At 34.5% G+C, this 24,810-nt stretch carries 22 protein-coding genes and 1 riboswitch; of the genes, 6 read left to right on the top strand and 16 right to left on the bottom strand.

Annotated features, from left to right (window positions below):
• Positions 1-108 precede the first annotated feature (108 nt).
• The 3 genes from HJ01_RS05280 to HJ01_RS05270 form a co-directional block, all read right to left on the bottom strand.
• Complete coding sequence (locus HJ01_RS05280) at positions 109-897, bottom strand: DUF2490 domain-containing protein (protein ID WP_238531069.1); 789 nt, start codon at positions 895-897, stop codon at positions 109-111.
• Positions 842-1,741: a sulfate adenylyltransferase subunit CysD gene (cysD, locus tag HJ01_RS05275; RefSeq protein ID WP_007137285.1), complete on the bottom strand. Its 900-nt coding sequence runs from the start codon at positions 1,739-1,741 to the stop codon at positions 842-844. Before cysD ends, HJ01_RS05280 begins: the two co-directional genes overlap by 56 nt.
• 80 nt (positions 1,742-1,821) lie before the next feature.
• Entirely contained in the window at positions 1,822-2,523 is a 702-nt protein-coding gene (locus HJ01_RS05270; RefSeq protein WP_007137284.1) for a phosphoadenylyl-sulfate reductase, read from the bottom strand.
• Positions 2,524-2,848: 325 nt separating this feature from the next.
• Here HJ01_RS05270 and HJ01_RS05265 point away from each other — a divergent pair, with 325 nt between their 5' ends.
• Positions 2,849-3,637: a sulfite exporter TauE/SafE family protein gene (locus HJ01_RS05265; protein WP_007137283.1), complete on the top strand. Its 789-nt coding sequence runs from the start codon at positions 2,849-2,851 to the stop codon at positions 3,635-3,637.
• A 94-nt stretch (positions 3,638-3,731) separates the two neighbouring features.
• Here HJ01_RS05265 and HJ01_RS05260 read toward each other — a convergent pair whose 3' ends face one another.
• The 6 genes from HJ01_RS05260 to HJ01_RS05235 form a co-directional block, all read right to left on the bottom strand.
• Positions 3,732-4,142: an RrF2 family transcriptional regulator gene (locus HJ01_RS05260; protein WP_007137282.1), complete on the bottom strand. Its 411-nt coding sequence runs from the start codon at positions 4,140-4,142 to the stop codon at positions 3,732-3,734.
• 173 nt (positions 4,143-4,315) lie between these two features.
• A complete protein-coding gene (locus tag HJ01_RS05255) occupies positions 4,316-5,488 on the bottom strand; it encodes a trans-sulfuration enzyme family protein (RefSeq protein ID WP_040473709.1) in 1,173 nt (390 codons plus the stop codon).
• An 86-nt stretch (positions 5,489-5,574) separates the two neighbouring features.
• Entirely contained in the window at positions 5,575-6,009 is a 435-nt protein-coding gene (locus tag HJ01_RS05250; RefSeq protein WP_007137280.1) for an OsmC family protein, read from the bottom strand.
• Positions 6,010-6,110: 101 nt separating this feature from the next.
• Positions 6,111-9,497, bottom strand: a complete 3,387-nt coding sequence (gene thrA / locus HJ01_RS05245) for a bifunctional aspartate kinase/homoserine dehydrogenase I (protein ID WP_007137279.1) — start codon at positions 9,495-9,497, stop codon at positions 6,111-6,113.
• 80 nt (positions 9,498-9,577) lie between these two features.
• Positions 9,578-9,686, bottom strand: a riboswitch (SAM riboswitch).
• Between the two features lie 255 nt (positions 9,687-9,941).
• Positions 9,942-10,133, bottom strand: coding sequence for a hypothetical protein (locus tag HJ01_RS05240; protein WP_007137278.1), 192 nt, complete (start codon positions 10,131-10,133; stop codon positions 9,942-9,944).
• A 194-nt stretch (positions 10,134-10,327) separates the two neighbouring features.
• Complete coding sequence (locus HJ01_RS05235) at positions 10,328-10,630, bottom strand: hypothetical protein (protein ID WP_007137276.1); 303 nt, start codon at positions 10,628-10,630, stop codon at positions 10,328-10,330.
• Between the two features lie 682 nt (positions 10,631-11,312).
• Between HJ01_RS05235 and metK the strand changes: the two genes are divergently transcribed.
• On the top strand, positions 11,313-12,563 hold the full coding sequence (gene metK, locus HJ01_RS05230) for a methionine adenosyltransferase (protein ID WP_007137275.1): 1,251 nt from the start codon (positions 11,313-11,315) through the stop codon (positions 12,561-12,563).
• A gap of 141 nt (positions 12,564-12,704) precedes the next feature.
• Here the strand turns inward: metK and HJ01_RS05225 are convergent, their stop codons facing one another.
• The 3 genes from HJ01_RS05225 to HJ01_RS18015 are packed head-to-tail and all read right to left on the bottom strand — an operon-like array spanning position 12,705 to position 13,720.
• Positions 12,705-13,094, bottom strand: coding sequence for a hypothetical protein (locus HJ01_RS05225; RefSeq protein ID WP_238531068.1), 390 nt, complete (start codon positions 13,092-13,094; stop codon positions 12,705-12,707).
• A complete protein-coding gene (locus HJ01_RS18020) occupies positions 13,091-13,519 on the bottom strand; it encodes a GLPGLI family protein (RefSeq protein WP_007137273.1) in 429 nt (142 codons plus the stop codon). Before HJ01_RS18020 ends, HJ01_RS05225 begins: the two co-directional genes overlap by 4 nt.
• Positions 13,520-13,525: 6 nt before the next feature.
• On the bottom strand, positions 13,526-13,720 hold the full coding sequence (locus HJ01_RS18015; RefSeq protein WP_007137272.1) for a hypothetical protein: 195 nt from the start codon (positions 13,718-13,720) through the stop codon (positions 13,526-13,528).
• Positions 13,721-13,848: 128 nt separating this feature from the next.
• On the opposite strand from HJ01_RS18015, the gene HJ01_RS05215 reads away from it, so the two are divergent.
• On the top strand, positions 13,849-14,640 hold the full coding sequence (locus HJ01_RS05215) for a hypothetical protein (protein WP_007137271.1): 792 nt from the start codon (positions 13,849-13,851) through the stop codon (positions 14,638-14,640).
• Positions 14,640-15,254, top strand: a complete 615-nt coding sequence (locus HJ01_RS05210; protein ID WP_007137270.1) for a deoxynucleoside kinase — start codon at positions 14,640-14,642, stop codon at positions 15,252-15,254. Before HJ01_RS05215 ends, HJ01_RS05210 begins: the two co-directional genes overlap by 1 nt.
• A gap of 121 nt (positions 15,255-15,375) precedes the next feature.
• Here HJ01_RS05210 and HJ01_RS05205 read toward each other — a convergent pair whose 3' ends face one another.
• From HJ01_RS05205 to HJ01_RS05190, 4 genes are all read right to left on the bottom strand, one after another.
• Entirely contained in the window at positions 15,376-17,841 is a 2,466-nt protein-coding gene (locus tag HJ01_RS05205) for a sodium-translocating pyrophosphatase (protein ID WP_007137269.1), read from the bottom strand.
• Between the two features lie 121 nt (positions 17,842-17,962).
• Positions 17,963-18,493, bottom strand: a complete 531-nt coding sequence (locus HJ01_RS05200; protein WP_007137268.1) for an inorganic diphosphatase — start codon at positions 18,491-18,493, stop codon at positions 17,963-17,965.
• A 615-nt stretch (positions 18,494-19,108) separates the two neighbouring features.
• The gene (locus HJ01_RS05195) at positions 19,109-21,595 is read right to left on the bottom strand and encodes a DUF5686 and carboxypeptidase-like regulatory domain-containing protein (RefSeq protein ID WP_007137266.1); all 2,487 of its coding nucleotides are present in this window, start codon (positions 21,593-21,595) and stop codon (positions 19,109-19,111) included.
• Between the two features lie 67 nt (positions 21,596-21,662).
• The gene (locus tag HJ01_RS05190) at positions 21,663-22,640 is read right to left on the bottom strand and encodes a pyruvate dehydrogenase complex E1 component subunit beta (protein WP_007137265.1); all 978 of its coding nucleotides are present in this window, start codon (positions 22,638-22,640) and stop codon (positions 21,663-21,665) included.
• 266 nt (positions 22,641-22,906) lie between these two features.
• Here HJ01_RS05190 and HJ01_RS05185 point away from each other — a divergent pair, with 266 nt between their 5' ends.
• Together HJ01_RS05185 and HJ01_RS05180 are read left to right on the top strand one after the other, a co-directional pair.
• Positions 22,907-23,653 carry an electron transfer flavoprotein subunit beta/FixA family protein gene (locus tag HJ01_RS05185; protein ID WP_007137264.1) on the top strand — a complete coding sequence of 249 codons (747 nt, stop codon included), beginning with the start codon at positions 22,907-22,909 and terminating at the stop codon, positions 23,651-23,653.
• Positions 23,654-23,755: 102 nt separating this feature from the next.
• The gene (locus HJ01_RS05180; protein ID WP_007137263.1) at positions 23,756-24,724 is read left to right on the top strand and encodes an electron transfer flavoprotein subunit alpha/FixB family protein; all 969 of its coding nucleotides are present in this window, start codon (positions 23,756-23,758) and stop codon (positions 24,722-24,724) included.
• Positions 24,725-24,810: the final 86 nt, after the last annotated feature.

Genomic DNA, 24,810 nt, shown 5'->3' with positions numbered 1-24,810 from the left:
TTTAAAGTTTAAAAGTTTACCGTTTCAAGTTTCATTGAATATCGCTATACAAACTTTTAAATCTGACTGTTTTATTTTTTATTTTATCTACAGATTACTTAGTCTGTATTATATCTTAACTTTATGAATGAAACTAAATCTGATGATATCTCTATTAAAATAATCTATTCCGTTTGCTCTTTCTTGAAAACTATTTAAGTAACCTAATTCTAATGCAACTGCTGGACTCACTCCTACTTGCATTGCTACATAAACTCGGTTTTGATCAAATGTGTTTTTGATAATTTTGTTTCCGCCATTAATCATTATTTCATCGGATAGAATTCCTTTTAGATATTGTTTTTCTTTTTTCCAAAAAGTATAATCTCCTTGAATACGATATCTAAATCTGAGATAAAACGTAGTTCCATCTTCAAGCATTACTTTACTCGCCTTGTGAACAAATCGTTCTTCTATCATGTACCGATGCGTCAAATTCACTTTTCCTAAAGTTTGCCTCACGGTTGCATCTTGCTGCAAACGATATTCGGGAATATGAAAACCAGTTTTAATATCAGGATCTTGTGTTGCCACTGAGAAATAAGCAAAACCTGCTCCTAACTCTACCTTATCTGTGACCTTATCTCTAACTTGAACCCGACTCACAAAAATATTTTGCGTTACTGGATTTATAAAAATCCTATTATCAACCTCAGTATGAACAGACCATTTGTTATTTAATTCCAGCTGATTGCAATATCGTGTCCAGAGTAAGCTTTGTTTGTCAATCTTTTTCTCTGTTTGTGCATTTATACCAATACTAAAAAGAAATATACCGCAAAGGATTTTCAAGAACTTCATGCTAAAAGTACCCTTGTTGTTTTCTTTTCTCCATTGCTGCCTCAGAACGTTTGTCATCAATTCTAGCACCTCTCTCTGATATAGTAGACATTCTAATTTCACCTACAACTTCTGAAATTGTTGCAGCATGTGAGTCAACTGCCGCTGTACAACTCATATCTCCAACTGTTCTAAAACGAACAATGCGTTCTTCGATTTCTTCATTTTCTTCTTGGTAAACAAATGGAGAGTGCGACCAAATCATACCATCTCTTAAAAAAACTTTACGTTTATGTGAAAAATAAATGGATGGAATCTCGATTTGTTCTTGTTCGATATAACTCCAAACATCTAATTCTGTCCAGTTTGAAATAGGAAAAACACGTACGTTTTGTCCGTTTTCAATTTTACCATTCAATAAATCAAACAATTCAGGACGTTGATTTTTTTCATCCCATTGACCAAAGTCATCACGAACCGAGAAAATACGTTCTTTAGCTCTAGCTTTTTCTTCATCTCTACGTGCACCACCAATACAAGCATCAAACTTGAATTCCTCAATCGCATCAAGTAAAGTGGTAGTTTGCAAACTATTTCTACTAGAATATTTTCCAGTTTCTTCTACTACTTTACCTTCGTCAATAGCATCTTGCACATTTCGAACGATTAACTCTAATCCTAATTCTTTAACCAATCGATCTCTAAATTCAATAGTTTCTGGAAAATTATGACCTGTATCTATGTGCAATAATGGAAAAGGAATTTTAGCAGGGAAAAATGCTTTTTGTGCTAATCTTACCAAGGTAATTGAATCTTTCCCTCCAGAAAAAAGCAATACAGGCTTATCAAATTGAGAAATAACTTCTCTGAAAATGTATATTGCTTCGCTTTCTAATGCGTTTGTTTTTAATATTGAACTCATTTTTATTATTTTAAGATTAAATGATTTAAGAATTTAAAGATTCCAACAATCATTTATAATTTATAATTCACAATTTATAATTACTTCTGGTGCAACCCACATTCTTTATGACTTGATTCCCACCACCATCTTCCTGCTCTTATATCTTCACCCTCTGCAATTGCTCTGGTACAAGGTGCACATCCAATGCTTACAAATCCTTTTTTGTGCAATGCATTTTGTGGTACATTATTTTCTTCTAAATAATCCTCAACTTCTTTCAAAGTCCATTTTAATAATGGATTGAATTTGATAATTTCGAACTTCGCATCGTATTCAAAAAGATCTAAATCATTTCTATTTTCTGATTGCTCAGCTCTTAAACCTGTAATCCAAACTGAATTTCCTTTTAAAGCTTTGGTTAATGGCGCTACTTTTCGAATAAAACAACACTCTTTTCTATTTTCAACCGACTCGTAAAAGCTATTTGGTCCTTTTGCATTCAAAAGATTTTGAACATCAGTCGCTTCAGGAAAATAAACTTCAATGTGTTTTTTATACTTCTTTAATGTTTTGTGAAAAACATCATAGGTTTCTTGAAACAAACGACCTGTATCTAAAGTAAAAATTTTAATTTCCGCATCACTTTTAGCAATTAAAGCCGTTATCACTTGGTCTTCTTGTCCAAAAGACGTCGAAAACACCACTTTATCTTTATATTCATTTGCCAAAAAAGCAAAAGTTTCTTCAATTGTGAAGTCTTTTGTTTTCTCTATTACTATTTGAACTATTGCTGTACTCATTGTATCATTTTTTTATAAAATCCATTACCCTATCGGTTTAGTAGATTACTACGCAAAAGTACTACTTATTTCCAAACTACAAAACAAAAAATTACTTTTCTGCATTAAAAGGCAACAGCAGCTTAGCGACTCGACGAAAGCACGTTAGCCCTTAAGGAAATAAAATTACTGAATACAAGAATAATCTTAATTCCGCTACTATTATTCTTAATTAAAACCTATAAACACTAATAATTATTTAATTTTTCAATTATGTTTCACTTAGTCTACCTTCCCTATAGGATAATTATAAAATAATTGTAATTTTGTCCCAAAAACTTCATTTATGGATTTTCAAATAGGATTAGTCATCGCCGGTTTAACTGTAGGTTTCATTGTTGGCTTAACTGGTGTAGGAGGCGGCTCTTTGATGACCCCTATATTGTTATGGTTTGGTATTCCGCCAACAACAGCTGTTGGTACTGATCTATTGTACGCGGCTTTTACAAAAATGGGAGGTATTTACGTGCATCACAAAAAAAAGAACATCAACTGGACCATTACTGGTTGGCTATCCTTAGGAAGTGTTCCTGCGGCATTACTAACTTTGTGGATTTTACATAGTATCAAAACAGATATCACTGCTTTAAACTCAGTAATTAAATATAGTCTGGGTTGGGCACTACTCTTAACCTCGATAGCGGTTTTGTTCAAAAAGAAACTATTGATAATTTCTCAAAAACATTCTGGTGATAAATTTCATAGCGAGAGTAAAACACAAAATGTTCTCACCGTTGCCATTGGTGTATTGCTAGGAGCAACAGTTACGCTGACTTCAATAGGCGCAGGAGCTCTAGGAACGGTCACTTTATTTTTCCTATACCCTATTTTAGCAACTCCAAGACTAGTTGGTACTGAGATTGCTCACGCTGTCCCTTTAACTCTTGTAGCAGGTTTAGGACACGCTACCATGGGGAATTTAGATTTAGGTCTTCTAGGGCAGCTATTAATAGGATCACTTCCTGGGATTTTCATAGGAAGTATGTTAAGTGGAAAAGTGCCTGATTTATTCCTTAGAAATGCAATAGCGATAATGTTGTTTTTTGTAGGCTATAAACTAGTTTTCATAGGTTAAACTTCTAATTACAAATTCAAAAAAGAGACCCTTTTATTGTTAATACAATAAAAGGGTCTCTTTTTTTATCAGCAATTTACTTTAATCGAATTGCTTAAAAAGCAATATCTGCCAGCGTATTATTTTCTAAGATTTTCAGTGTATTGTCTCGTACTTCAGTCATTAATTTACGTACTGCGCAGGCCACCTCATCTTTACAGTCATCACATTTCTCATAAAAATTATGACTGGCACAAGGTAACAAAGCAATTGGACCTTCGAGAATACGATATACTTTGGCCATATTAATATCTTTCGGGTCTTTTATCAAATAATAACCACCTCCCTTTCCTTTCTTGGCACCCAAAAAACCGGAATGACGCAAAAGGAGTAAAATACTTTCTAAAAATTTAACAGAAATATTTTCGCTTTTTGCAATATCAGCAATAGCGACCGGTGTTTGATCTTCTTGGCGAGCCAAAAAAGTCAACGCTTTAATTCCGTATTTTGTTTTCTTTGAAAGCATGGTACAAATTTTTGATTCTTGATTGAAGAATAATGATTTCTGATTTAAAAAAATCATTTAACTGTTCAATAACAACAAAAATATGCTATTTTACATCTAATTCACATAAAAAAACGATTTTTGATTTACAGAGAATCTGAAACCAAAAATCGTTAATAGAATTTCATAAATCTTTAAGCTAAAGCCTGCTCTAAATCTGCAATAACATCCGCTACTGTTTCTAATCCTACTGAAACACGTACTAAACCATCTGTAATACTTACCGCTAATCTTTCGTCAACTGATAATTTACTATGTGTTGTTGATGCTGGATGCGTCACAATAGTTCTTGTATCTCCTAAATTTGGCGACAGCGAACAAAGTTTTATTCTATCCAAAAATGCTCTTCCCGCTTCTAGTCCACCTTTTATTTCAAAAGCCACAATACTACCACCCAATTTCATTTGCTTCTGTGCAATTTCATATTGAGGATGCGATTTCAAAAACGGATATTTCACCTTATTCACATTAGGGTGCTGTTCTAAAAACTCCGCTACTTTTAATGCGTTTTCACAATGTCTGTCTAAACGAATCGCTAATGTCTCTAAACTTTTAGACAATACCCAAGCATTAAACGGAGATAAAGAAGGACCTGTAAGTCGAGAAAACAAATAGATTTTTTGGATCAATTCGGGGTCACCAACAGTTATTCCACCCAGAACTCGCCCTTGCCCGTCCATTAACTTTGTAGCAGAATGCACTACCAAATGCGCTCCCCATTTTATAGGTTGCTGTAAATAAGGTGTTGCAAAACAGTTGTCGATTATTAAAATCAAATTATGCTTTTTAGCAATATTTCCTAGCAATTCCAAATCAATAATATCGACCGCTGGATTTGTAGGCGATTCCGCAAAAAGAATCTTTGTATTAGGAGTTATAAAAGTTTCAATAGTTTCTGGCTTATTGATGTCAAAATATGAGGTTTCGATATTCCACTTTGGAAAATAATTCACAAACAACGAGTGCGTCGCCCCAAAAACACTACTAGAAGAAACGATATGATCCCCAGATTTCAATAATGCAGCCATGGTTGAATAGACGGCAGCCATTCCAGAGGCAAAGGCAAAACCAGCCGTTGCGCCTTCCATCTTACACACTTTTTCTACAAACTCATTGGTGTTTGGATTGCTGTAACGGCTATAGATATTTCGGTCTTTCTCTTCGGCAAATGAAGCACGCATGTCTTCGGCATCTTCAAATACAAAACTAGAAGTTAAGTATAATGGAACTGAATGTTCTAAGTATTGCGTACGTTCTAATTGGGTACGGATGGCTTCGGTTTCAAAACCAAATTCTTCTTCGTTCATTTTATATTTTTGTTTCAAGTTTAAGGTTTCAAGTTGTTGGAATTAATCAATTCACACAACATTTTCTTAAACAATAATTTTTATTTTTAAATTTTAGCTAATTCAACATTATTCAAAACTACTTTATAGTGTATTGTTGCCGTAGGTTCTAAAGTTTTAGAAACCGAGCAATATTTATCAAACGAAAGCTGGGCTGCTTTTGCGGCTTTGTCTTCTTTTATATTTCCTTCTAAGTAAAAAACCAAATGAATGTCCTTAAACGGTTTTGCTTCGCCTACTTGAACACGTTCTCCCTCAACCTCTGCTTTGAAAGAAGAAATTTCTTGGCGTTGTTTTTTTAGAATCGAAATCATATCAATGGCGCTACAACCCGCAACTCCCATTAATACTAATTCCATTGGGCTTGGTCCTTGATCATCGCCACCAAATTCTGGGCGGCTATCTACATTTACAATATGACCACGTTCGTTTTTTAATTCAAAATGGAAATTGTCGTTTACTCTATTTAATGTGATTTTCATTATTTGTTTTTTATTTGAACGCGGATAAAACGGATTTTAAACGCGGATTTTTATTTTTTTTAAATATGACATCAAAATAGTCATTCTACAATCTTAAATCATTAGCCTTTATCCGACAATCTCAAGATATCTCCAAAAACTCCTCTGGCAGTAACTGCTGATCCGGCTCCGGCTCCTTGAATTACAATCGGTCGGTCTCCGTATGATTCGGTGTAGATTTCGAAGAAAGAATCGGAACCTTTCAAACCACCTAAAGCGGTATCCGAAGGTACGGAAACTAATTTTACTTCCAAAATTCCTTTATCATGCTGTAAATCTCCAGACAATTCTCCGATGTATCTCAACACGTGATTGGGCTTTTGATCTTTTTTTATTTTATCATAAATAGGATCAAACTCTTTCAACTTAGTCAAGAAATCGGCTGCACTTCCTTCACGTAAGTGTTCTGGAATTAAATTTTGAATATCAATTTCTTCAAACTCATTTTGTAAGTCTAGTTCTCTTGCTAGAATCAATAGTTTTCTTCCTACGTCATTACCGCCTAAATCTTCCCTAGGATCGGGCTCAGTAAATCCGCTATCGATCGCTTCTTTCAATATTTCACTAAATGGAACATCCTTAGCTGAGAAATTATTGAATAAATAACTCAATGTCCCAGAGAAAACGCCTTTAATTTTTGTGATATTTTCACCCGAAAGATGCAGTAATTTTATCGTATCAATTAATGGTAACCCAGCTCCTACATTAGTTTCATACAAATAGTTTTTTTGATTGTCAGCCAATACTTTTCTTAACTCTTTATAAAAACCATAACTTAGCGTATTTGCCACTTTATTAGATGAGATCAAATCAAAACTACTTTCAGCAAGTGGAATATAATTCTCCACAAAAGCAGCACTAGCTGTATTGTCAATCGCAATCAAGTTCTCCAAGTGGTGCTCATTTGCGTAAGCGATAACATCATTAATAGTGTAAGAAGAGCCGTTGGTTTGAATTTCGTTTTTCCAGTTAGCCGAAACTCCATTTTTATTCAAAAGAACACTTCTAGAATTAGCAATAGCAAAAACATTCAATTTGATGTCTTTTCTTTTTTCGATGGCTTCCGCTGATTCTAAAATTTGATTGATTAAGGTTCCTCCCACTAATCCGTGCCCAAAAATGGCAATGTTGATTTTCTTTGCAACTCCAAATATCTCTCCGTGAATCACATTTAATGCTTTGTTTAGTTCTGATTTTTTCACCACTAAACTTACGTTCTTACCTGTAACCGTATTATTGAAAAGAATAGGAACAATTTTATTTTTAATCAAAGCCGTATAAGGCTTATGGAATGTGCTTAAATCTTGACCAATAATCGAAATCACCGATACATTGTCTACAACTGTAATCTTATTGACATCCTTAGAATAGAAATCATTTTCGAACTCTTTCTCTAATTCGATCATTGCTTTTGTAGCTTTATCAGCGGCGACAACAAGTCCAATTCCTCTTTCTGAAGAACCTTGAGAAATGATACTTACACTGATATCATTATCCCCCATCACTCTAAAAATACGGGCATCAACACCTGTTTTTCCTAATAGCCCTCTTCCTTCTAAGTTTACCAAAGACACATTCTCTAATACAGACAATGTTTTAATTCCGACTGCATTCGAATTTGAAGTGATTAACGTTCCATTGTTTTCGTGATTGAATGTATTCAGAATTCGAAGCGGTATATTTTTTTCCAACAACGGAACAATCGTTTTTGCATGTAAAATGGTCGCACCAAAATTAGCCATCTCGTTTGCCTCGTTATACGACAACGATTCAATTTTCTTCGCGTCTAGAACCAACTCCGGATTGGCAGTATAAATTCCGTCCACATGAGTGAAGTTCTGCAATTCCTCGGCATTGATATAATTAGCAACCAATGATGCGGTATAATTACTTCCGTTTCTTCCCAAGGTAGTGGTTTCGTGTTTCACATTCGAACCAATGAAACCAGTAATCACCAAAACAGAATCTTTGTTTTCTTTAAAAATCTGGATGATATTTTTCTTTGAAACAGCATCTAATGGTTGCGCATCTCCAAAATTAGAATCGGTAATAATTAATTCTCTGGTGTCTGCTAGTTTCGCAGAAATGCCTTTTTGATTCAACAAAAACACTAATAATTTAGCTGAAAGCAATTCACCATGTGCTAAAATCTGGTCTTGGATCTTAACGCTATAATCGCCAATCAGGCTCACTCCTTCAAAAAGTTTATCTAATTTATCAAATTCTATCGAAAAATCAACCGCATCAAAACCATCTTTTTGATAGGTTTTAAAACTTTCTAATAGTGGCTTATAGTTTCCGTTTTTGGCTGCAATAGTAAGAATGTCGTCCAGCTCATCTGTTGCTTTTCCTCTTGCCGAAACTACGATTGCAATTTTCTCTTCTTGTTTTATTTTACCCTCAATAATATCCAAAACTTTATGGATACCATCACCGTTAGCTAAAGATTTACCGCCAAATTTTACTATTTTCATTTGTTTTTTATTTTTGAAAACAACTTCTAACAAATTGTCTAATTGTTCGTATTCCATCAAGAAAGCATCGTGCCCATGTTGTGAGTCAATCTCACTATAGAATACATTATTTTTAAATTTTTTAATCTCGTTGTACGTATCTCTATTCTCCTTTGCTGTAAAAAACAAATCCGAATTGATTCCTACAATGTATATGTTTGCATCCACTTTTGAAATAACCGATTCTAAAGACTCATGATTCCTAGTTATATCAATCGTTTTCAACAATTGGTTCATCATTTTATATGCCGAAAGCTGAAACCTTTTTTCTAATTTTTCTCCATGGTAATTCAACCAACTTTCTACTTTGAACGTTTCTAGTTGTTCATTGAGATTTCTATTAAATTTTTCTTTAAAAGATTCAGGCGTTCGGTAACACAACATGGCGTGAATACGTGCGTCTTCAATAGGTTTTTTAGAATTATTAAGGATTTGTTCTTGCAAATAGCAATTAGCAATCAACCAGTCAGTCGCTTTCCAATCAGTAGCAATGGGAATAAAGTTTTGCGCGAGTTTAGGCTCTAAGGCCAAAATTTCCCAGGCAATCCCTCCACCAACAGAGCCACCAATAAGTGCAAATAAATTATCGATTTTCAAAAACCGAAGTCCTTCAATAAAAATTCTTGCAATATCTCTTGCAATAAAATCTCTGTAATTCTCGATGGTAGGTGCGTTGAAGCCATTACCGGGAACGTCAAAAGAGACGATGGTATATTTTCTAGTATCAATTGTTTTATCGACACCCACGATATCATTCCACCAACCTGATTCTCCAATAACTTGGGAATTTCCGGTCAAGGCATGATTAATTACAATAATGGGAGCGGTATGCAGTGGAGCGCCAAAAACTTGATAACTTAAGTTAATGCTAGCGTATAATGCACCATTATGAGTGGTGAAATTTTGTATGGTAATATGTTTTGGTTTATTTTCCAATGTCAAATCTTTTATTGATTTTGATTTTGATTTGGAAATATTAGAAAGAAAAAACTAGACAGATACTAGAGAAATTCTTGTTGTTATCTTTCCACTTTTGGGAGTGGTAGAATGCAGCACCTTCTTCGATTTCTCAAAGGGTTGCTAAGGCTTCATCGGGTCTAATCCCTCGTCCTTTCTTTATAACATTTCAATACGTTGATGAACTTAATACGACAAATTAACTACTATTTTTCTAAACAACCAAATATTAATACGAATTGATTTTTGTTTTTACGAAAAAACAAATCCAATAACTCTAAAAAAAATAATACCCCAAAAACAATATCGTTTTCAGGGTATTATTGTGAAACTTCAGACATATTACATTTATCATCTTCCATATAGAAATATTTTATTTTACTACGCTTACCAAATAAAACTTCTAAATCATATCTATTTGATTTAGATAAAAAGAATCTCATTTTCTTGAGAATACATTTGGACTAATAATGGATTTGAAGCTTTTTTGTGTTTAAAACTAGGGCTTGATTTTATTTCGAACCTCGGGCTAACCAATTCGCTTGTTGCTTTATTATCGTCAGCTCTTGTTTGCCTGACTAGAAGATCGGGGAGCAATTTTTTTGGTGTTTTCATGATAATTATTTTTTAGTTGTTTGTTTTCTTACGAATTAAATCTATGAACAGAACCGAAAGCACTTACAATCAAATTTATTGCCAAGAATTGAATTTTCAAAAAAAACATCAAATGTATTTTGCCTTGTTTATGAACTATGATTCTTTTATACCAGCGCACTTAATAGTCTATTATATCAACTTCTTCTATGTTGCTAAAAGTAAATCTTAACTATTTTCATATTTATATTAACCACTTTTTGAATTTGCTTCTTGGTCAATGAATTATTGCTATGCGCTTTAATAATACGTTCTTTTAGGACTTCCCATCTAGCTCTCATATATGGATATTGAGACAATGAAAATTTATCTCCATTTTGAGAGTTTTTGTAATGCTTTTTATATTCCTCAAAATAATTCTTGTAATCCGTAAGACATTTATCCCATTTATTACTTTCTGTTTTACGTTTCTTTTTATTGGTGGTTTCCAATACAAAACCGTCTTCGATTGCTTTCATAATTAAATTATTTTTTAGTTAAACAATTATTTTAACGATTTGGACACTGCTGCTTTAAAAAAGAAAATTAACCTTGAAAAACTATTTTACCATTGTTAATTTCTGTGCTTAACAAATTTAACAAAACATAGGTCTTACAATAAAACAAACTCGACTAACTAACACAATATCAGTTATAAAGCATTTTTTAAGAGATTTACTTAAGAAAAAAGTCATAAATAATAATATAATTTAATAAAAAGCTAAATTACATACAATATCAATTAATAGAAGTTTCATTTGGCAAAAGGCTTTCAAACAATAAAACTAAAACCCTCATTAAAAAAAATAGCTGTTTTCCGGTATAAATAACAGCAGCACAAAGATGTAATTACTATAAAAAATGGTCGTAACCATTTACGAATTAAATGAAATAGCTAATTATGACTTAACAAATATTTATTAGCTCTCCTCAACATTGCTCAAAAAAAAATGACAAGATTAATTTGCAATTCAAAATCGTTTCATACATTTGCACGCGAATACAAGAGGAAAAATTTGAACTGATTGCAACCTCTTCATAATGAACCAAATTCATTATGAATACTGAATATTTTCAGTAGAAAAAATGCTAAAGCAGAAACTCTCCTTTAGTATTTCTAGCAATTATTTTTTCTCACCTAATTTTAAATTTATATTTATTATGGCATATTTATTTACGTCAGAATCTGTGAGTGAAGGACATCCGGACAAAATTGCAGATCAAATTTCAGATGCATTAATTGATAACTTTTTGGCATTTGACGCCAATTCAAAGGTTGCTTGTGAAACATTAGTAACTACAGGACAGGTAATTCTGGCTGGTGAAGTAAAATCGAATACGTACTTAGATGTACAACAAATAACACGTGATGTCATCAAGAAAATTGGTTACACCAAAAGCGCATACATGTTTGAAGCAGATTCATGTGGCATTTTATCCGCCATCCACGAGCAATCTGCTGACATCAACCAAGGTGTTGATAGAGCGAATCCTGAAGACCAGGGTGCTGGGGATCAAGGAATGATGTTTGGTTACGCAACTAATGAAACTGAAAATTACATGCCATTGGCACTTGATTTATCACATAAATTATTGCAAGAACTGGCTATTCTAAGACGTGAAAACAATGAAATTACTTATTTGCGTCCAGATGCAAAATCACAAGTAACATTAGAATATAGCGACGATAACAAACCAACTCGCATTGAAGCGATTGTCATCTCTACGCAACATGATGATTTTGATGAAGAAGGCACTATGCTTGCAAAAATCAAAAAAGACATCCTCGAAATTTTGATTCCAAGAATCATTGCAAAAAACCCTTCAAGCGCACATTTATTCAACGATAAAATCAAATATCACATTAACCCTACTGGGAAATTTGTAATTGGTGGACCTCATGGAGACAGTGGTTTGACGGGAAGAAAAATCATTGTTGATACTTACGGTGGAAAAGGGGCTCACGGTGGTGGAGCTTTCTCTGGTAAGGACCCAAGTAAAGTAGACAGAAGCGCTGCTTATGCTACACGTCATATTGCTAAAAATCTTGTTGCTGCAGGTGTTGCTGAGGAAATATTAGTTCAGGTTTCATATGCTATTGGTGTAGCGAAACCAATGGGTATTTTTATTGATACTTACGGGACTTCAAAAGTAAACTTGACTAATGGTGAAATTGCTAAAAAAGTAGAAGCTATCTTTGATATGCGCCCTTACTTTATTGAGCAACGTTTAAAATTAAGAAACCCTATCTATAGCGAAACTGCTGCTTACGGGCACATGGGACGTACTCCAGAAACGGTTACAAAAACTTTCTCAGCTCCAGGTGGAAACGAAAAAACAGTTACTGTTGAATTGTTTACATGGGAGAAATTAGATTTTGTTGAGCAAGTTAAAACTGCTTTTGGATTGTAATATGCAGACGAGAATTGATCTACATAAAAAAAACCTGACTATTGATTTAGTCAGGTTTTTTTAGTTTTAGCCCCGACGGTAAAGGCATCCTTTTACTGGCTTCTTTAGACAGTAAAAGATACAGTGTACAGCGGGAAATAGCTACAAATTATATTTCAAACTAAAAATAACATATCGGGGCTGGACTGCATATTGTGAGGTTCTTGTTGCAAACTGAGAGAAATTATCATCGTTTAAAGTCTGCGTATTTAGAATATTAGTTGCCGCAACTTTATACTCCCACTTACTGTCTTTCTTTTGATAAATCAAACTCGAGCTCAAAAAATCATATTCGTTTTCAACTGTTTTCGCTTTATTGTAATAATGATAAAATTCATATTCGGTCACAAAGGAAAAACTCTTGAAGAAGTAGTAATCCAGTTTAGCAAATGGCTTCTCAGTTGTAAAAGTGGAACTGCTATATTTATTAGCAACCATATTATATCCAAGCTCTATATTAGGCATATTCTTATAATTCGTGGATGCTTTCACGGTGTAACTTTGGGTGTAACTATCGATTCTTTTAGCATCTCAAGATCACTCAAGAAATTAGTTTTCTTTTCCTTGTCCTCTGTTTTCACCGCTTCCTTTTCTTCTCTTTTAGGTCTAAAGTTTCTAAAATCAGACTTGCTTACGGCAAGAGCTACTGTTGCTTTAAAACAGTTATACCTACCAATTACGTGGGTTCCTCCTTCCATTTTAAATTTTAAATTTGGTAACGCATCTTTTACTAAAAATTCCTTTCCCATAAATTCCTTGTCAACCGTATATGCTTTCTCTTTTATGTTTTTGTAATAAGTTCCGCCACCACCCATCATAGAGCTCATCATTCTCATTCCTCCTCCACCCTGCCCAGGTGATTCTAACTTTTCTTCCTCTTTATAAATAGAGGCCGATTTATCAAAATTGAGTATCAATGTTTTTTAGAACATGGACTTCATTCTGTCCTTCATCATTTTTTTCATATCTGGAGTCATGTCTTTATTCCCGTCCATTCTGGTTTTGAAATCGGCAGTACTGGTTTTAGACTCGTATACAGCCATTCCTTGAAATTCCTGAGCATGAACACCCAAATAGGAAACAGCAGCAAATACTAAGGTAAAAATGATTTTATTCATAATAATTTTGTTTTAATTTTCAGATAATCAATTGGACAGCAAATTTGTTTTATTGTCACATCACTTAATTAAATAATTTAGTAATGACATTAGTAATTACAAAAGGTTTAAGCGTAAATTAGCCCTCTATGAAAAACATATTAACATATCTATTATTAATCTCGTTTTCAATTGCATTTGGGCAAAGTGACAGCCTAACTACTACAAAAATCAATGATATTAATTGTGAGGCTGATTTCTTTTTAGGCTTCGATCAATTTGGCTTCTATTATTCAATAACCAATAACGTTTTATATAAGATAAAAGAAGATGAAACTTTTGAATATAAAAACCCCACTTTAGGAAAAATAACCAAGATCGACTTACAGAATCCGTTAAAAATTGTCGTCTTTTACGAAAGTTTTAATTCAGTTGTCCTACTTGACAATCAACTAAATGAAGTACAGAAAATAAATTTCACAGAAAACACGACTCCCATAATTGTGGCAGCAACCGGGATAGCTTCTCAAAATCAACTGTGGGTTTACGATAGTTTGAATCAGCAAATTGGACTTTTTGATTATTTGAAAAACAATTACAGAGCCATATCGACCTCTTTCCCTGAAAGCATAAAACAATACCAATCAGATTTCAATACTTTCAATTGGATTGATGACAATAACAATTTGTTCTCCTGCGATATTTTTGGAAAAATTGCAACTAAAGGAAAGATCCCCAACTTTGATTTTATCGAGATCATTAATGATCAGCAGTATATCTTCTCCAAAAACAGTATTTTGATTTTTGAAGATCTTACAAAAAATGAAAAGTATAAAATTGAAATTTCAGAAAAAACGTTTCAAAAATTCTATTACAAAGACCAAATTTTATCTATTTTTACATCGAAGGGAATTATAAATTATAAAATCACAACACCGTAATGCACATAGCAGTAGCAGGAAACATCGGATCAGGAAAAACAACTCTAACGCGTTTATTGGCAAAACACTTTAAGTGGGAACCTCATTTTGAAGATGTCGTTGACAACCCTTATTTAGATGATTTTTATCATCAGATGGAACGTTGGTCCTTTAACTTACAGATTTATTTCTTGAACAGTCGTTTTCGTCAGGTGATACAAATTCGCGAAAGCGGTAAGAAAATTATCCAAGACAGAACCATTTACGAAGATGCACATATATTTGCTCCCAATCTTTATTCTATGGGATTGATGACCAATCGTGATTTTCAGAACTATTCCAGTCTTTTTGAATTAATGGAATCAACAGTTAAAGCCCCTGATTTATTAATCTATTTAAGGAGCTCTATTCCCAATTTAGTTGGACAAATTCACAAACGCGGTCGCGAGTATGAATCTACAATTTCTATCGATTATCTAAGTCGTCTGAACGAACGTTATGAAGCCTGGGTACATACTTACGACAGAGGAAAAATACTTATCATAGACGTAGACAATATCAACTTCGTTGATAAACCCGAAGATTTAGGGAATATTATCACTAGAATAGATGCGGAAATAAATGGATTATTTTAGCTCTCTTCCTACGGACCTATTCGAAGCAGAGGACATCAAAAACAAGATTAAAATCATTTTATAAAACAATAAAAAAAGCCTCGCAATTGCGAGGCTTTTTTTATTTATACTTTTACACTAATTACTTTAAGGCATCAATTTTTGCTTGAACCTCAGCGTCAGTTCCTTCAAAGACTTGAATCTCTACTTTACCGTTTACCTTTGTTGTGATAGTAGCTTTTACTACACCGTTCTCAGTAGACTTTTCAATCGTTACTTCCTTAGAAACTTCATGCATCATCTTATCTCCATACATCATGTGTTCACAAGCGATATTAGTACATCCTTTTGCTATGCATTCCTCTTTTGACATGGAACTACATGCTCCAGTTGTCGTACAACAAGTCGCTTGATTTTGGGAAATAGTATGACTACCACTTCCTAAAATAGGCGCCATAACTAATCCTATCAAACAAGTCAGTTTTATTAAAATATTCATTGATGGTCCAGAAGTATCTTTGAAAGGATCTCCAACAGTATCTCCAGTTACGGCTGCTTTGTGAGCTTCAGAACCTTTATACGTCATTTCTCCATTGATTAAAACTCCCGCCTCAAATGATTTCTTAGCGTTATCCCAAGCACCACCCGCATTGTTTTGGAAAACAGCCCAAAGTACACCAGAAACAGTAACTCCAGCCATATAGCCTCCTAACATCTCTGCGATTAATTGATTGTTGTCCCCGTATACTAATTTACCCAGCAATACGATTGCTATTGGGAACCCAATGGTCAAAACTCCTGGCAACATCATTTCGCGTAAAGCGGCTTTAGTAGAAATATCTACACATTTTGCATATTCAGGTTTTCCAGTTCCTTCCATAATTCCTGGAATTTCCTTGAACTGACGACGCACCTCATACACCATGTCCATAGCTGCTTTTCCAACAGAATTCATCGCCAAAGCAGAGAAAACTACAGGTATCATTCCACCCACAAAAAGCATAGCTAAAACTGGCGCTTTGAATATATTAATTCCGTCAATTCCTGTAAAAGTTACATAAGCTGCAAATAAGGCCAATGAAGTTAATGCCGCCGAAGCAATTGCAAAACCTTTTCCAGTTGCGGCAGTTGTGTTACCTACAGCATCTAAAATATCAGTTCTTGTACGTACTTCTTTTGGCAGTTCACTCATTTCGGCAATTCCACCAGCATTATCAGCAATAGGTCCGAAAGCATCAATAGCCAATTGCATCGCTGTAGTAGCCATCATAGCGGATGCAGCCAAAGCTACTCCGTAAAATCCTGCAAGGGCATATGAAGTCCAAATTGCTGCAGCAAATAATAAAACAGTTGGAAAAGTAGAAATCATTCCTGTTGCTAAACCTGCAATTACGTTTGTTCCCGCTCCTGTACTAGATTTTTGAACGATTGCCATAACAGGCTTTGTTCCCAAACCAGTATAGTATTCCGTTACTGATGAAATAACAGCTCCCACTACTAATCCAACGATTGTTGCATAGAAAACTCTCATCGATGAAATGTCTTGCATTCCTTCTCCAAAGAATTCCATTTTCATAGTTGCAGGCAACATATATTGAACCAAAAAGAAACATGCAATTGCAGTTAAGACAATTGAAACCCAGTTTCCAATATTTAATGCCTTCTGTACTTGTTGTTCCTTTGCATTAGGATCTGTAATTTTAACCAATAAGGTTCCGATGATGGAGAATAAAATTCCAAAACCAGCAATTGCCATTGGTAATAATATAGGTCCTATTCCGCCAAAAGCGTCTTCAATTCTTCCGCCCATATCTTTGATTACATAGTTCCCTAGAACCATGGCTGCCAAAACCGTTGCCACATAAGAACCGAATAAATCGGCACCCATTCCCGCAACGTCTCCTACATTATCTCCTACATTATCTGCGATTGTAGCAGGATTACGCGGGTCATCTTCTGGAATGCCCGCTTCCACTTTTCCCACTAAATCAGCGCCCACATCAGCCGCTTTTGTATAAATTCCACCACCAACTCTAGCAAACAAAGCAATAGATTCTGCTCCAAGAGAGAAACCCGTCAATGTTTCAAGAACTATGGTCATATCCTCATTAGTAGTCCAAACGCCATTCATGAAAAAATGGTAAAAGAAAATAAAGAAAGAGGTAAGACCTAACACAGCCAAACCAGCCACGCCAAGTCCCATAACAGTTCCACCACCAAAAGAAACATTGAGTGCTTGTGGTAAACTAGTACGAGCGGCTTGTGTTGTTCTAACATTTGTTTTTGTAGCAATTCTCATTCCCATATTCCCCGCCAAAGCCGAAAAAAAGGCACCAACCACAAAAGCTATTACGATGAATAGGTGGGTTGAAGTCCCCGGTATAAAAGTAATTGCAGCTAAGACTAAACTGGCGGCAATTACGAAAAAAGTCAATAACCTATATTCTGCTTTTAAAAACGCAAGCGCCCCTTCATAGATATAATCTGAAATCTCTTTCATTTTACCGTCCCCAGGGTCTTGCTTCAATACCCAAGTTCTCTTAACCGACATAAATATAAGTCCTATAATCGCCATTATAATTGGCAAATAAATCATAATTGTATTCATAGATTTGGTTTTTTGTATTTGGTTAATTAGTTAATATTTAAACAGTAACGAAACGAATTTAAACAAAAAAGCAATACTCTTGGTAGAATATTGCTTTTTTTACAAAATATGTGAAGAAAAATTATTTAATACTAAATAATCCTTCTGGTTTGTTTTCTATCGCGTTAAAACGTTCTGTGCATTTTTTTATGATATCATAAGCTTCGCCTACATCACCCCATCCACCTACATCAACTGTCTTGTTTTCAAGATCTTTATACACTTGAAAGAAATGTTCGATTTCTTTAAGTAAATGTGGATTCATGTCAGACAGGTCATTTAATGAATTCCAAATTGGATCTGAAACTGGTACACAAATCACTTTTTCATCTGGCCCTTTATCATCTGCCATATGGAAAACACCGATAGGCTTAACTTCCATTACACATCCAGGAAAAGTTGGTTCGTTTACTAAAACTAATACATCTAATGGATCTCCATCAAGCGCTAATGTTTCAGGAATAAATCCATAATCAGCTGGATACATCATTGAAGAAAATAACATTCTATCAAAACGCATTCTTTTAATTTCAAAATCGTACTCGTATTTGTTTCTACTTCCTCTTGGGATTTCGATTAATACATCGAAGGTAGTTAATTTGTCTGCAGTCATTTATTTATGTCTTAAATTCTATTTTTCGATTGCAAAAGTAGTCTAAAAACCTAATTTTTACAAGTATAATTCACCTTAAAACAGAAGAAAAAATCAGGTTTACTATTTATTAATACAAAATCGTCTTTCCTCTTTTCTCAATATAATAATGCCATAACAGAAATATAGCTACTTAGCGATAAGAACACTATCGTAAAGCATGAATTTCCATATCTTCTTTACTGTCAGTCTGAAGCAATTCTTACATAGCATTAACCGCTGCAATATCAGCTAAGAAGAAAAAAACTGGCTCTTGAAGCAAAAAAAACAAACAACTATTTTACATTTCCCTATACCCTTTGTTTTATGCGTTCTCATAAGCCTTGTAGAGTTGTTCTGGCTGAAAGACTATCAATCAATATCGCTACAACCATGCTTTGCGATAAGAAATTTTTTGTTGGCTTACGCCAAGTTGGCTCGACGGAATCTATAGCGTTTTTTGGGGATTTTTAGGACCCTGTATTTTGCTTAAAATGGATTCCTTAGTCAGACCAGTCTGCCGGATGGTCGCTGTTTACTATATCTTTTATGCCGGGGTTCGACATAAAAAATACAGTGTAAAGCTGGATATAGCTCCTAGAAATAAAACCCAAACGATCCTTTAACTGAAAAACGCTGTGCGTCTGGTGTATTTAAATAATTCCCTCTCCAAGTAAAATCGATGCGGAATACCTTGAAGATATTCCCAATTCCAGCGCTATATTCCCAATACCCTTTTTCAGGAGCACTGTAAACCAATCCTGAAGCATTGATTGCACGGTTTTCATCTGAAATAGTTCCGTAAACCCCTTTTACTCCAATAATTTCTCTCCAATTAAGTTTTCTCATAAAAGGAATCCTTGCAAAAAGTCTTCCGCTGAAGTTGTGGTTCCATTCCAAAGTCGCATATTGATCGGTCACAAATTCATAAAAATTAAGGTTACTAAATGTATTCTCAATCGTGAAATACGTTTGGTTTCCTGGAATAACACTCATCAAGCCCAAAGGAATTGTTCCAAAAGTTTTCCCCACTTCCATAATTATGTTAGTGCGTCCTAATGGCCCAATCATTATAGGCTGTTTGTAGTACAATTGTATTTTTTCATATTTGAAATCACTGTCTAAAAGTCCTTTAAAACCATGACTGTAATTGAGGTAAAAACGACTGAACGGACTGTCGACATTATCTCTTTCTACAGCATATCCAATTGTCTTTCTGTTGGGCGTATACTCGACCTGGAAATTAACTTCAGATTGCTTCACGTCACTTTTGGTAGCCGTATGCGCGTCATCCGTATAATAATCTAAACTGAAAGTCTCCGAAGCGGACTCCAAAGTCCTAAAAGAGAATCCAGACTGAAAAGTCAAATTCTTAATTGGCTCTATCTCGACACCAACGTTAGTAAGGTTGATATTCGTAAGTTTTCCATTACTGCCAGACGAAAAAACGGATGATGAAGCAAAACTCCTACCTAAGACATCATTTGTCGTGGTCAAACTAGCACCTATTTGCTCTATATCACGTCTATTTCCTCCTGATAAAATAATTCTGTTTTTCTTATCTACCATCCATTTACCAGAAATTCCATATTTGAATTTATCATCGTTAAATCCATAAGCAGTATACCCCTGTAAACGCCAAGTATCATTAGGTCCAAAATAGGTCCTTCCTCCAGCTCTTAGCCGTACACCTTCTACTTCATTATACCCAAATGATGAGAAAATAGGACCATAATCAAAATTACCTATCTGTACATAACCACTACCGAGAATTTGGACCAAATTATATATTTGCTTAAATTTATTTACGGTTTGCAGGGTATCAAGCATTTTATACACGCCCAATTCGTCTTTATTCAAGTGTTCAAAACGATTTTCTCGCCAATATTCATCTGATTTATTGTAAACTGTATTATCTATATAGCTTACTTCTTCTTTATAAAAGGCTGCAGGTTTCTCCTTATTAAATACGTGATTATCATAAAGGGTAGTTCGTTTACCATAAACCCCTTTGGATTCTTCCTTCTTATTTAAAGCAAAATCTGACATCATATAATCCCTCGTCAACAAAAAGATGGAGTCATTTTGTACATCAAACTCTTGTTCGATGTAAATATCCTTTACCCAGTTAATATTAGCACTTTTTGTAACTGCCATATTAATTTTCTTGATGGCAAATGTGCTGTCATTTACCCAAAAATCCCCCTTAAAAGTCAATTCATTTTTTCTTCTTGGATAAAAGACAATGTTATAACACCATTTATCACCTATGTAAGCACTGTCCTTTAGAACATAATTATACACATCAATCCCAGTTTTAGATAATGGACTAGTGAAGCTTTTATCAAAAAAGACCATATGATTATTATAAATATCATAATCGGAATACAAATCTTTCACGAAAGACATGATTTGTTGATTATTACTAAATCCGGAATTTTTATTCGCCGTTAACTTTTCCTTTACCTTATTCAACTTATTGTTTCCATAAACATCAGACAAGGATTCGTTTATAAATATTGGCAAATAGGTTTTTCCGGTAACTCTGGATGTGTCTACGTGGTCAAATATAAATTCCATTCCCTTGAACAGTTTACTTTTCATAAAAGCACTATCAATTGTGTTCATATCAAACTCCACTTTCTCGTACTTTTTCATCTCGTATTGGTCAAATTGACTCAAGCCGTTTTTGCGCTTTCTTTCCCAGATTTTCCTGAGAATATCAAGGGCTGGATTGTCTTTTTTAGACGTCTTTCCAGTAAAAATAACGACTTCCTTCAAGTTTTCAGCTTCGTTTAACATAATCCTAAAATTATAATTAATTGCCTTCTCCAAAGTAATTTCCCTGTCAGAAAATCCTACAGAAGTAACTACTACTGCAGTATAGGCCTTAGAGGATTCCAGGTAAAAACGACCGTCTTCATTTGCAACAGTCCCTTCATTAGATCCTTTGAAGGCTATATTTGCAAATGGAACAGGCAGGTTTGTTTTATCCACAATTATCCCGCTCACTTTAGTTTGAGCAAAGAGAGCGCTCACTTGTAGGAACAAACAAAAGAAACTGAATACTATAATCTTTTTCATAACTTACTTTAAAAAAAAACTTCATCATACTAACGCATGATGAAGCCTTTACAATATAATCAATGTATTATTTATACATTACTTTTTTAACCGCTTTTATTACATCATCAGCATTTGGCAACCATTCTTTCAACAATACTGGAGAATAAGGTGCTGGTGTATCAGCAGTCGTAATTCTTTGTATTGGCGCATCAAGAAAGTCAAAAGCACGCTCTTGAACGATATAGGTAATCTCAGAAGCGACACTTGCAAAAGGCCAAGCCTCTTCAAGAACTACTAATCTATTTGTTTTTTTAACAGAAGTTAAGATTGTTTCGTAATCCATAGGGCGTACGGTTCTTAAATCTATAATCTCACATGAAATTCCTTCCTTAGCTAATTCCTCTGCAGCAATATGAGCTTCTTTAATAATTTTTCCAAAAGAAACGATAGTTACATCTGTTCCTGGACGTTTAATATCAGCAACACCTATTGGAATTACATATTCTCCATCTGGAACTTCACCTTTGTCACCATACATTTGTTCTGATTCCATGAAAATCACAGGATCATTATCACGTATTGCCGCTTTCAAAAGTCCTTTAGCATCATAAACAGTAGAAGGAACAACTACCTTAAGACCTGGAGTGTTAGCAAACCAGTTTTCTAATGCTTGAGAGTGTGTTGCTCCCAATTGCCCCGCTGAAGCAGTTGGTCCACGAAAAACAATAGGCACATTAAATTGTCCTCCTGTCATCTGACGCATTTTCGCTGCGTTATTTATAATTTGATCAATTCCAACAAGACAGAAATTGAAAGTCATATATTCCACAATTGGTCTACAACCATTCATTGCTGAACCTACTGCAATCCCTGTAAATCCAAGCTCGGCAATAGGAGTATCAATCACTCGTTTCGCTCCAAATTCCGCAAGCATACCTTTTGATGCCTTGTAAGCGCCATTATATTCGGCAACCTCTTCACCCATTAAGTATATAGACTCATCATTGCGCATTTCTTCGCTCATCGCTTCACAAATGGCCTCTCTAAATTGTATCGTTCTCATATTTGATATTGTAAGTGTAATTTTCGAAAAGCAAAAATAAATATTTTATATCATTTAAATGCATAAAATTCCCTAAAATAATAAGAAGCCATTTCCGGCTATTCGCTATATCTTCCTGTGACTAAAGGAGCCACAAGAAGGATGCCGCTGCTATCCGGGCTACGAAATCGTAATAGCTATTAAAAATTATTATGCACGCATAGTATATTATTCAATTTATTATTTTAAATTTGTAAAAGAAATTAAGTAAAATAAAAAATATAACCATGAAAATATTAGTTTGCATCAGCCACGTTCCTGATACTACTTCGAAGATAAACTTCGTTAATGGCGACTCAGAATTTGATACTAACGGAGTACAATATGTAATCAATCCAAATGATGAATTTGGTTTGACACGAGCTATCTGGTTCCAAGAACAACAAGGAGCAACAGTTACTGTAGCCAATGTTGGTGGACCAGAAACCGAACCTACCTTAAGAAAAGCATTAGCAATTGGCGCAAATGAAGCCATCCGCGTAAACGCAAATCCAACTGATGGTTTTTTTGTAGCAACACAACTTGCCGAAGTAATTAAAAACGGTGGATATGATCTTGTCATCGCAGGAAAAGAATCATTAGATTATAATGGCGGAATGGTTCCCGGAATGATTGCTGCAATTTTAGGCAACAACTTCGTAAATTCCTGTACTGCAATCACGGTGGAAGGAACAGCTGTAAAAGCGGTTCGTGAAATTGATGGTGGTAAAGAAACCGTTTCAACTACTTTACCATTAATTATTGGTGGTCAAAAAGGTTTAGTCGAAGAAAAAGATCTGCGTATCCCAAACATGAGAGGAATTATGACTGCAAGATCTAAAGCCTTAACTATTGTAGAGCCTGTTGCAGCTCCTGTAAATACAAAAGCGGTGAAATTTGAGAAACCAGCAGCTAAATCTGCAGTGAAATTAATTTCTCCAGATAATTTAGATGAGTTAATCGATCTTTTACACAACGAAGCTAAAGTAATATAACCGTCGTAAAGTCAAATGTCGAAAGTCGCGGGGAAAGAAGTTAACAGTAATTTCTCTTTATGACTTTAGACTTTAAAACTTGAAGACTAAAATAAAAAAATTATGTCAATATTAATATATGCAGAATCTGCTGAAGGAAAATTCAAGAAAGTAGCTTTCGAATTGGCTTCATATGCAAAAAAAGTAGCCGAATCATTAGGAACCACTGTAACAGCAGTAACAGTTAATGCTGGAGATGTTTCTGAATTATCAAAATACGGAGTTGATAAAGTATTAAAAGTAAACAACGACAAATTAGCAGGCTTTACCGCTAAAGCATATGCTGATGTCATCAAACAAGCAGCACAAAAAGAAAATGCTAAATTAGTTTTACTTTCTTCGACTACAGACAGCATTTATCTTTCTTCATTAGTAGCAGTAGCTCTAGAAGCAGGTTTTACTTCAAATGTGGTAGGATTGCCTGTTAGCACTTCTCCATTTCAAGTAAGAAGAAATGCTTTCTCAAACAAAGCTTTTAATATAACAGAAATATCAACTGATGTAAAAGTACTTGGTCTTGCCAAAAACTCTTACGGACTTGTCGAAACTGCATCTGCATTAACCGAAGAAGATTTCGATCCATCAATTGGAGAAAGTGATTTTGGAGTAAAAGTAGAATCAGTAGAAAAAGTATCTGGAAAAGTATCCATAGCTGATGCTGATATCGTAGTTTCTGCAGGTCGCGGATTAAAAGGACCTGAAAACTGGGGTATGATTGAAGAACTAGCGACAGTTCTTGGAGCAGCTACAGCCTGTTCTAAACCAGTTTCTGATTTAGGATGGAGACCACACGGAGAACATGTGGGGCAAACAGGAAAACCAGTTGCTACTAATTTATATATTGCTATCGGTATTTCTGGAGCGATACAACATATTGCTGGAATTAGTTCATCAAAAGTAAAAGTAGTCATCAATAGTGACCCTGAAGCTCCTTTTTTCAAAGTAGCCGACTACGGAATTGTGGGAGACGCCTTTGATGTTGTGCCAAGATTAATTGAAAAATTCAAGACTTTCAAAGAGCAGCAATCATAAATCAATAAATCTGTTGAAAAACTAATGCCTAAAAACAAGATATTCGTACCTTTGCTTTTAGGCATTCTTTTTTAACAATAGAATTG

Origin of the sequence: Flavobacterium frigoris PS1 (assembly GCF_000252125.1) — a bacterium.
Classification (GTDB): domain Bacteria; phylum Bacteroidota; class Bacteroidia; order Flavobacteriales; family Flavobacteriaceae; genus Flavobacterium; species Flavobacterium frigoris_A.
The sequence above is the reverse complement of the archived record's forward strand: the minus strand, read 5'-3'. Positions and strand labels throughout refer to the sequence as shown.

What these genes read in the sequence shown, in the direction of transcription:
- HJ01_RS05280 (WP_238531069.1), bottom strand. Translation starts at nt 897, where the DNA reads ATGACAAACGTTCTGAGGCAGCAATGGAGAAAAGAAAACAACAAGGGT.
- HJ01_RS18015 (WP_007137272.1), bottom strand. Translation starts at nt 13,720, where the DNA reads ATGAATAAAATCATTTTTACCTTAGTATTTGCTGCTGTTTCCTATTTG.
- HJ01_RS05200 (WP_007137268.1), bottom strand. Translation starts at nt 18,493, where the DNA reads ATGACTGCAGACAAATTAACTACCTTCGATGTATTAATCGAAATCCCA.
- HJ01_RS05270 (WP_007137284.1), bottom strand. Translation starts at nt 2,523, where the DNA reads ATGAGTACAGCAATAGTTCAAATAGTAATAGAGAAAACAAAAGACTTC.
- HJ01_RS05250 (WP_007137280.1), bottom strand. Translation starts at nt 6,009, where the DNA reads ATGAAAATCACATTAAATAGAGTAAACGACAATTTCCATTTTGAATTA.
- HJ01_RS05195 (WP_007137266.1), bottom strand. Translation starts at nt 21,595, where the DNA reads ATGAAAAAGATTATAGTATTCAGTTTCTTTTGTTTGTTCCTACAAGTG.
- HJ01_RS05235 (WP_007137276.1), bottom strand. Translation starts at nt 10,630, where the DNA reads ATGAAAGCAATCGAAGACGGTTTTGTATTGGAAACCACCAATAAAAAG.
- HJ01_RS05260 (WP_007137282.1), bottom strand. Translation starts at nt 4,142, where the DNA reads ATGCTTTCAAAGAAAACAAAATACGGAATTAAAGCGTTGACTTTTTTG.
- HJ01_RS05265 (WP_007137283.1), top strand. Translation starts at nt 2,849, where the DNA reads ATGGATTTTCAAATAGGATTAGTCATCGCCGGTTTAACTGTAGGTTTC.
- HJ01_RS05190 (WP_007137265.1), bottom strand. Translation starts at nt 22,640, where the DNA reads ATGAGAACGATACAATTTAGAGAGGCCATTTGTGAAGCGATGAGCGAA.
- HJ01_RS05205 (WP_007137269.1), bottom strand. Translation starts at nt 17,841, where the DNA reads ATGAATACAATTATGATTTATTTGCCAATTATAATGGCGATTATAGGA.
- HJ01_RS05240 (WP_007137278.1), bottom strand. Translation starts at nt 10,133, where the DNA reads ATGAAAACACCAAAAAAATTGCTCCCCGATCTTCTAGTCAGGCAAACA.
- HJ01_RS05180 (WP_007137263.1), top strand. Translation starts at nt 23,756, where the DNA reads ATGTCAATATTAATATATGCAGAATCTGCTGAAGGAAAATTCAAGAAA.
- HJ01_RS05255 (WP_040473709.1), bottom strand. Translation starts at nt 5,488, where the DNA reads ATGAACGAAGAAGAATTTGGTTTTGAAACCGAAGCCATCCGTACCCAA.
- metK (WP_007137275.1), top strand. Translation starts at nt 11,313, where the DNA reads ATGGCATATTTATTTACGTCAGAATCTGTGAGTGAAGGACATCCGGAC.
- HJ01_RS05210 (WP_007137270.1), top strand. Translation starts at nt 14,640, where the DNA reads ATGCACATAGCAGTAGCAGGAAACATCGGATCAGGAAAAACAACTCTA.
- cysD (WP_007137285.1), bottom strand. Translation starts at nt 1,741, where the DNA reads ATGAGTTCAATATTAAAAACAAACGCATTAGAAAGCGAAGCAATATAC.
- HJ01_RS05215 (WP_007137271.1), top strand. Translation starts at nt 13,849, where the DNA reads ATGAAAAACATATTAACATATCTATTATTAATCTCGTTTTCAATTGCA.
- HJ01_RS05185 (WP_007137264.1), top strand. Translation starts at nt 22,907, where the DNA reads ATGAAAATATTAGTTTGCATCAGCCACGTTCCTGATACTACTTCGAAG.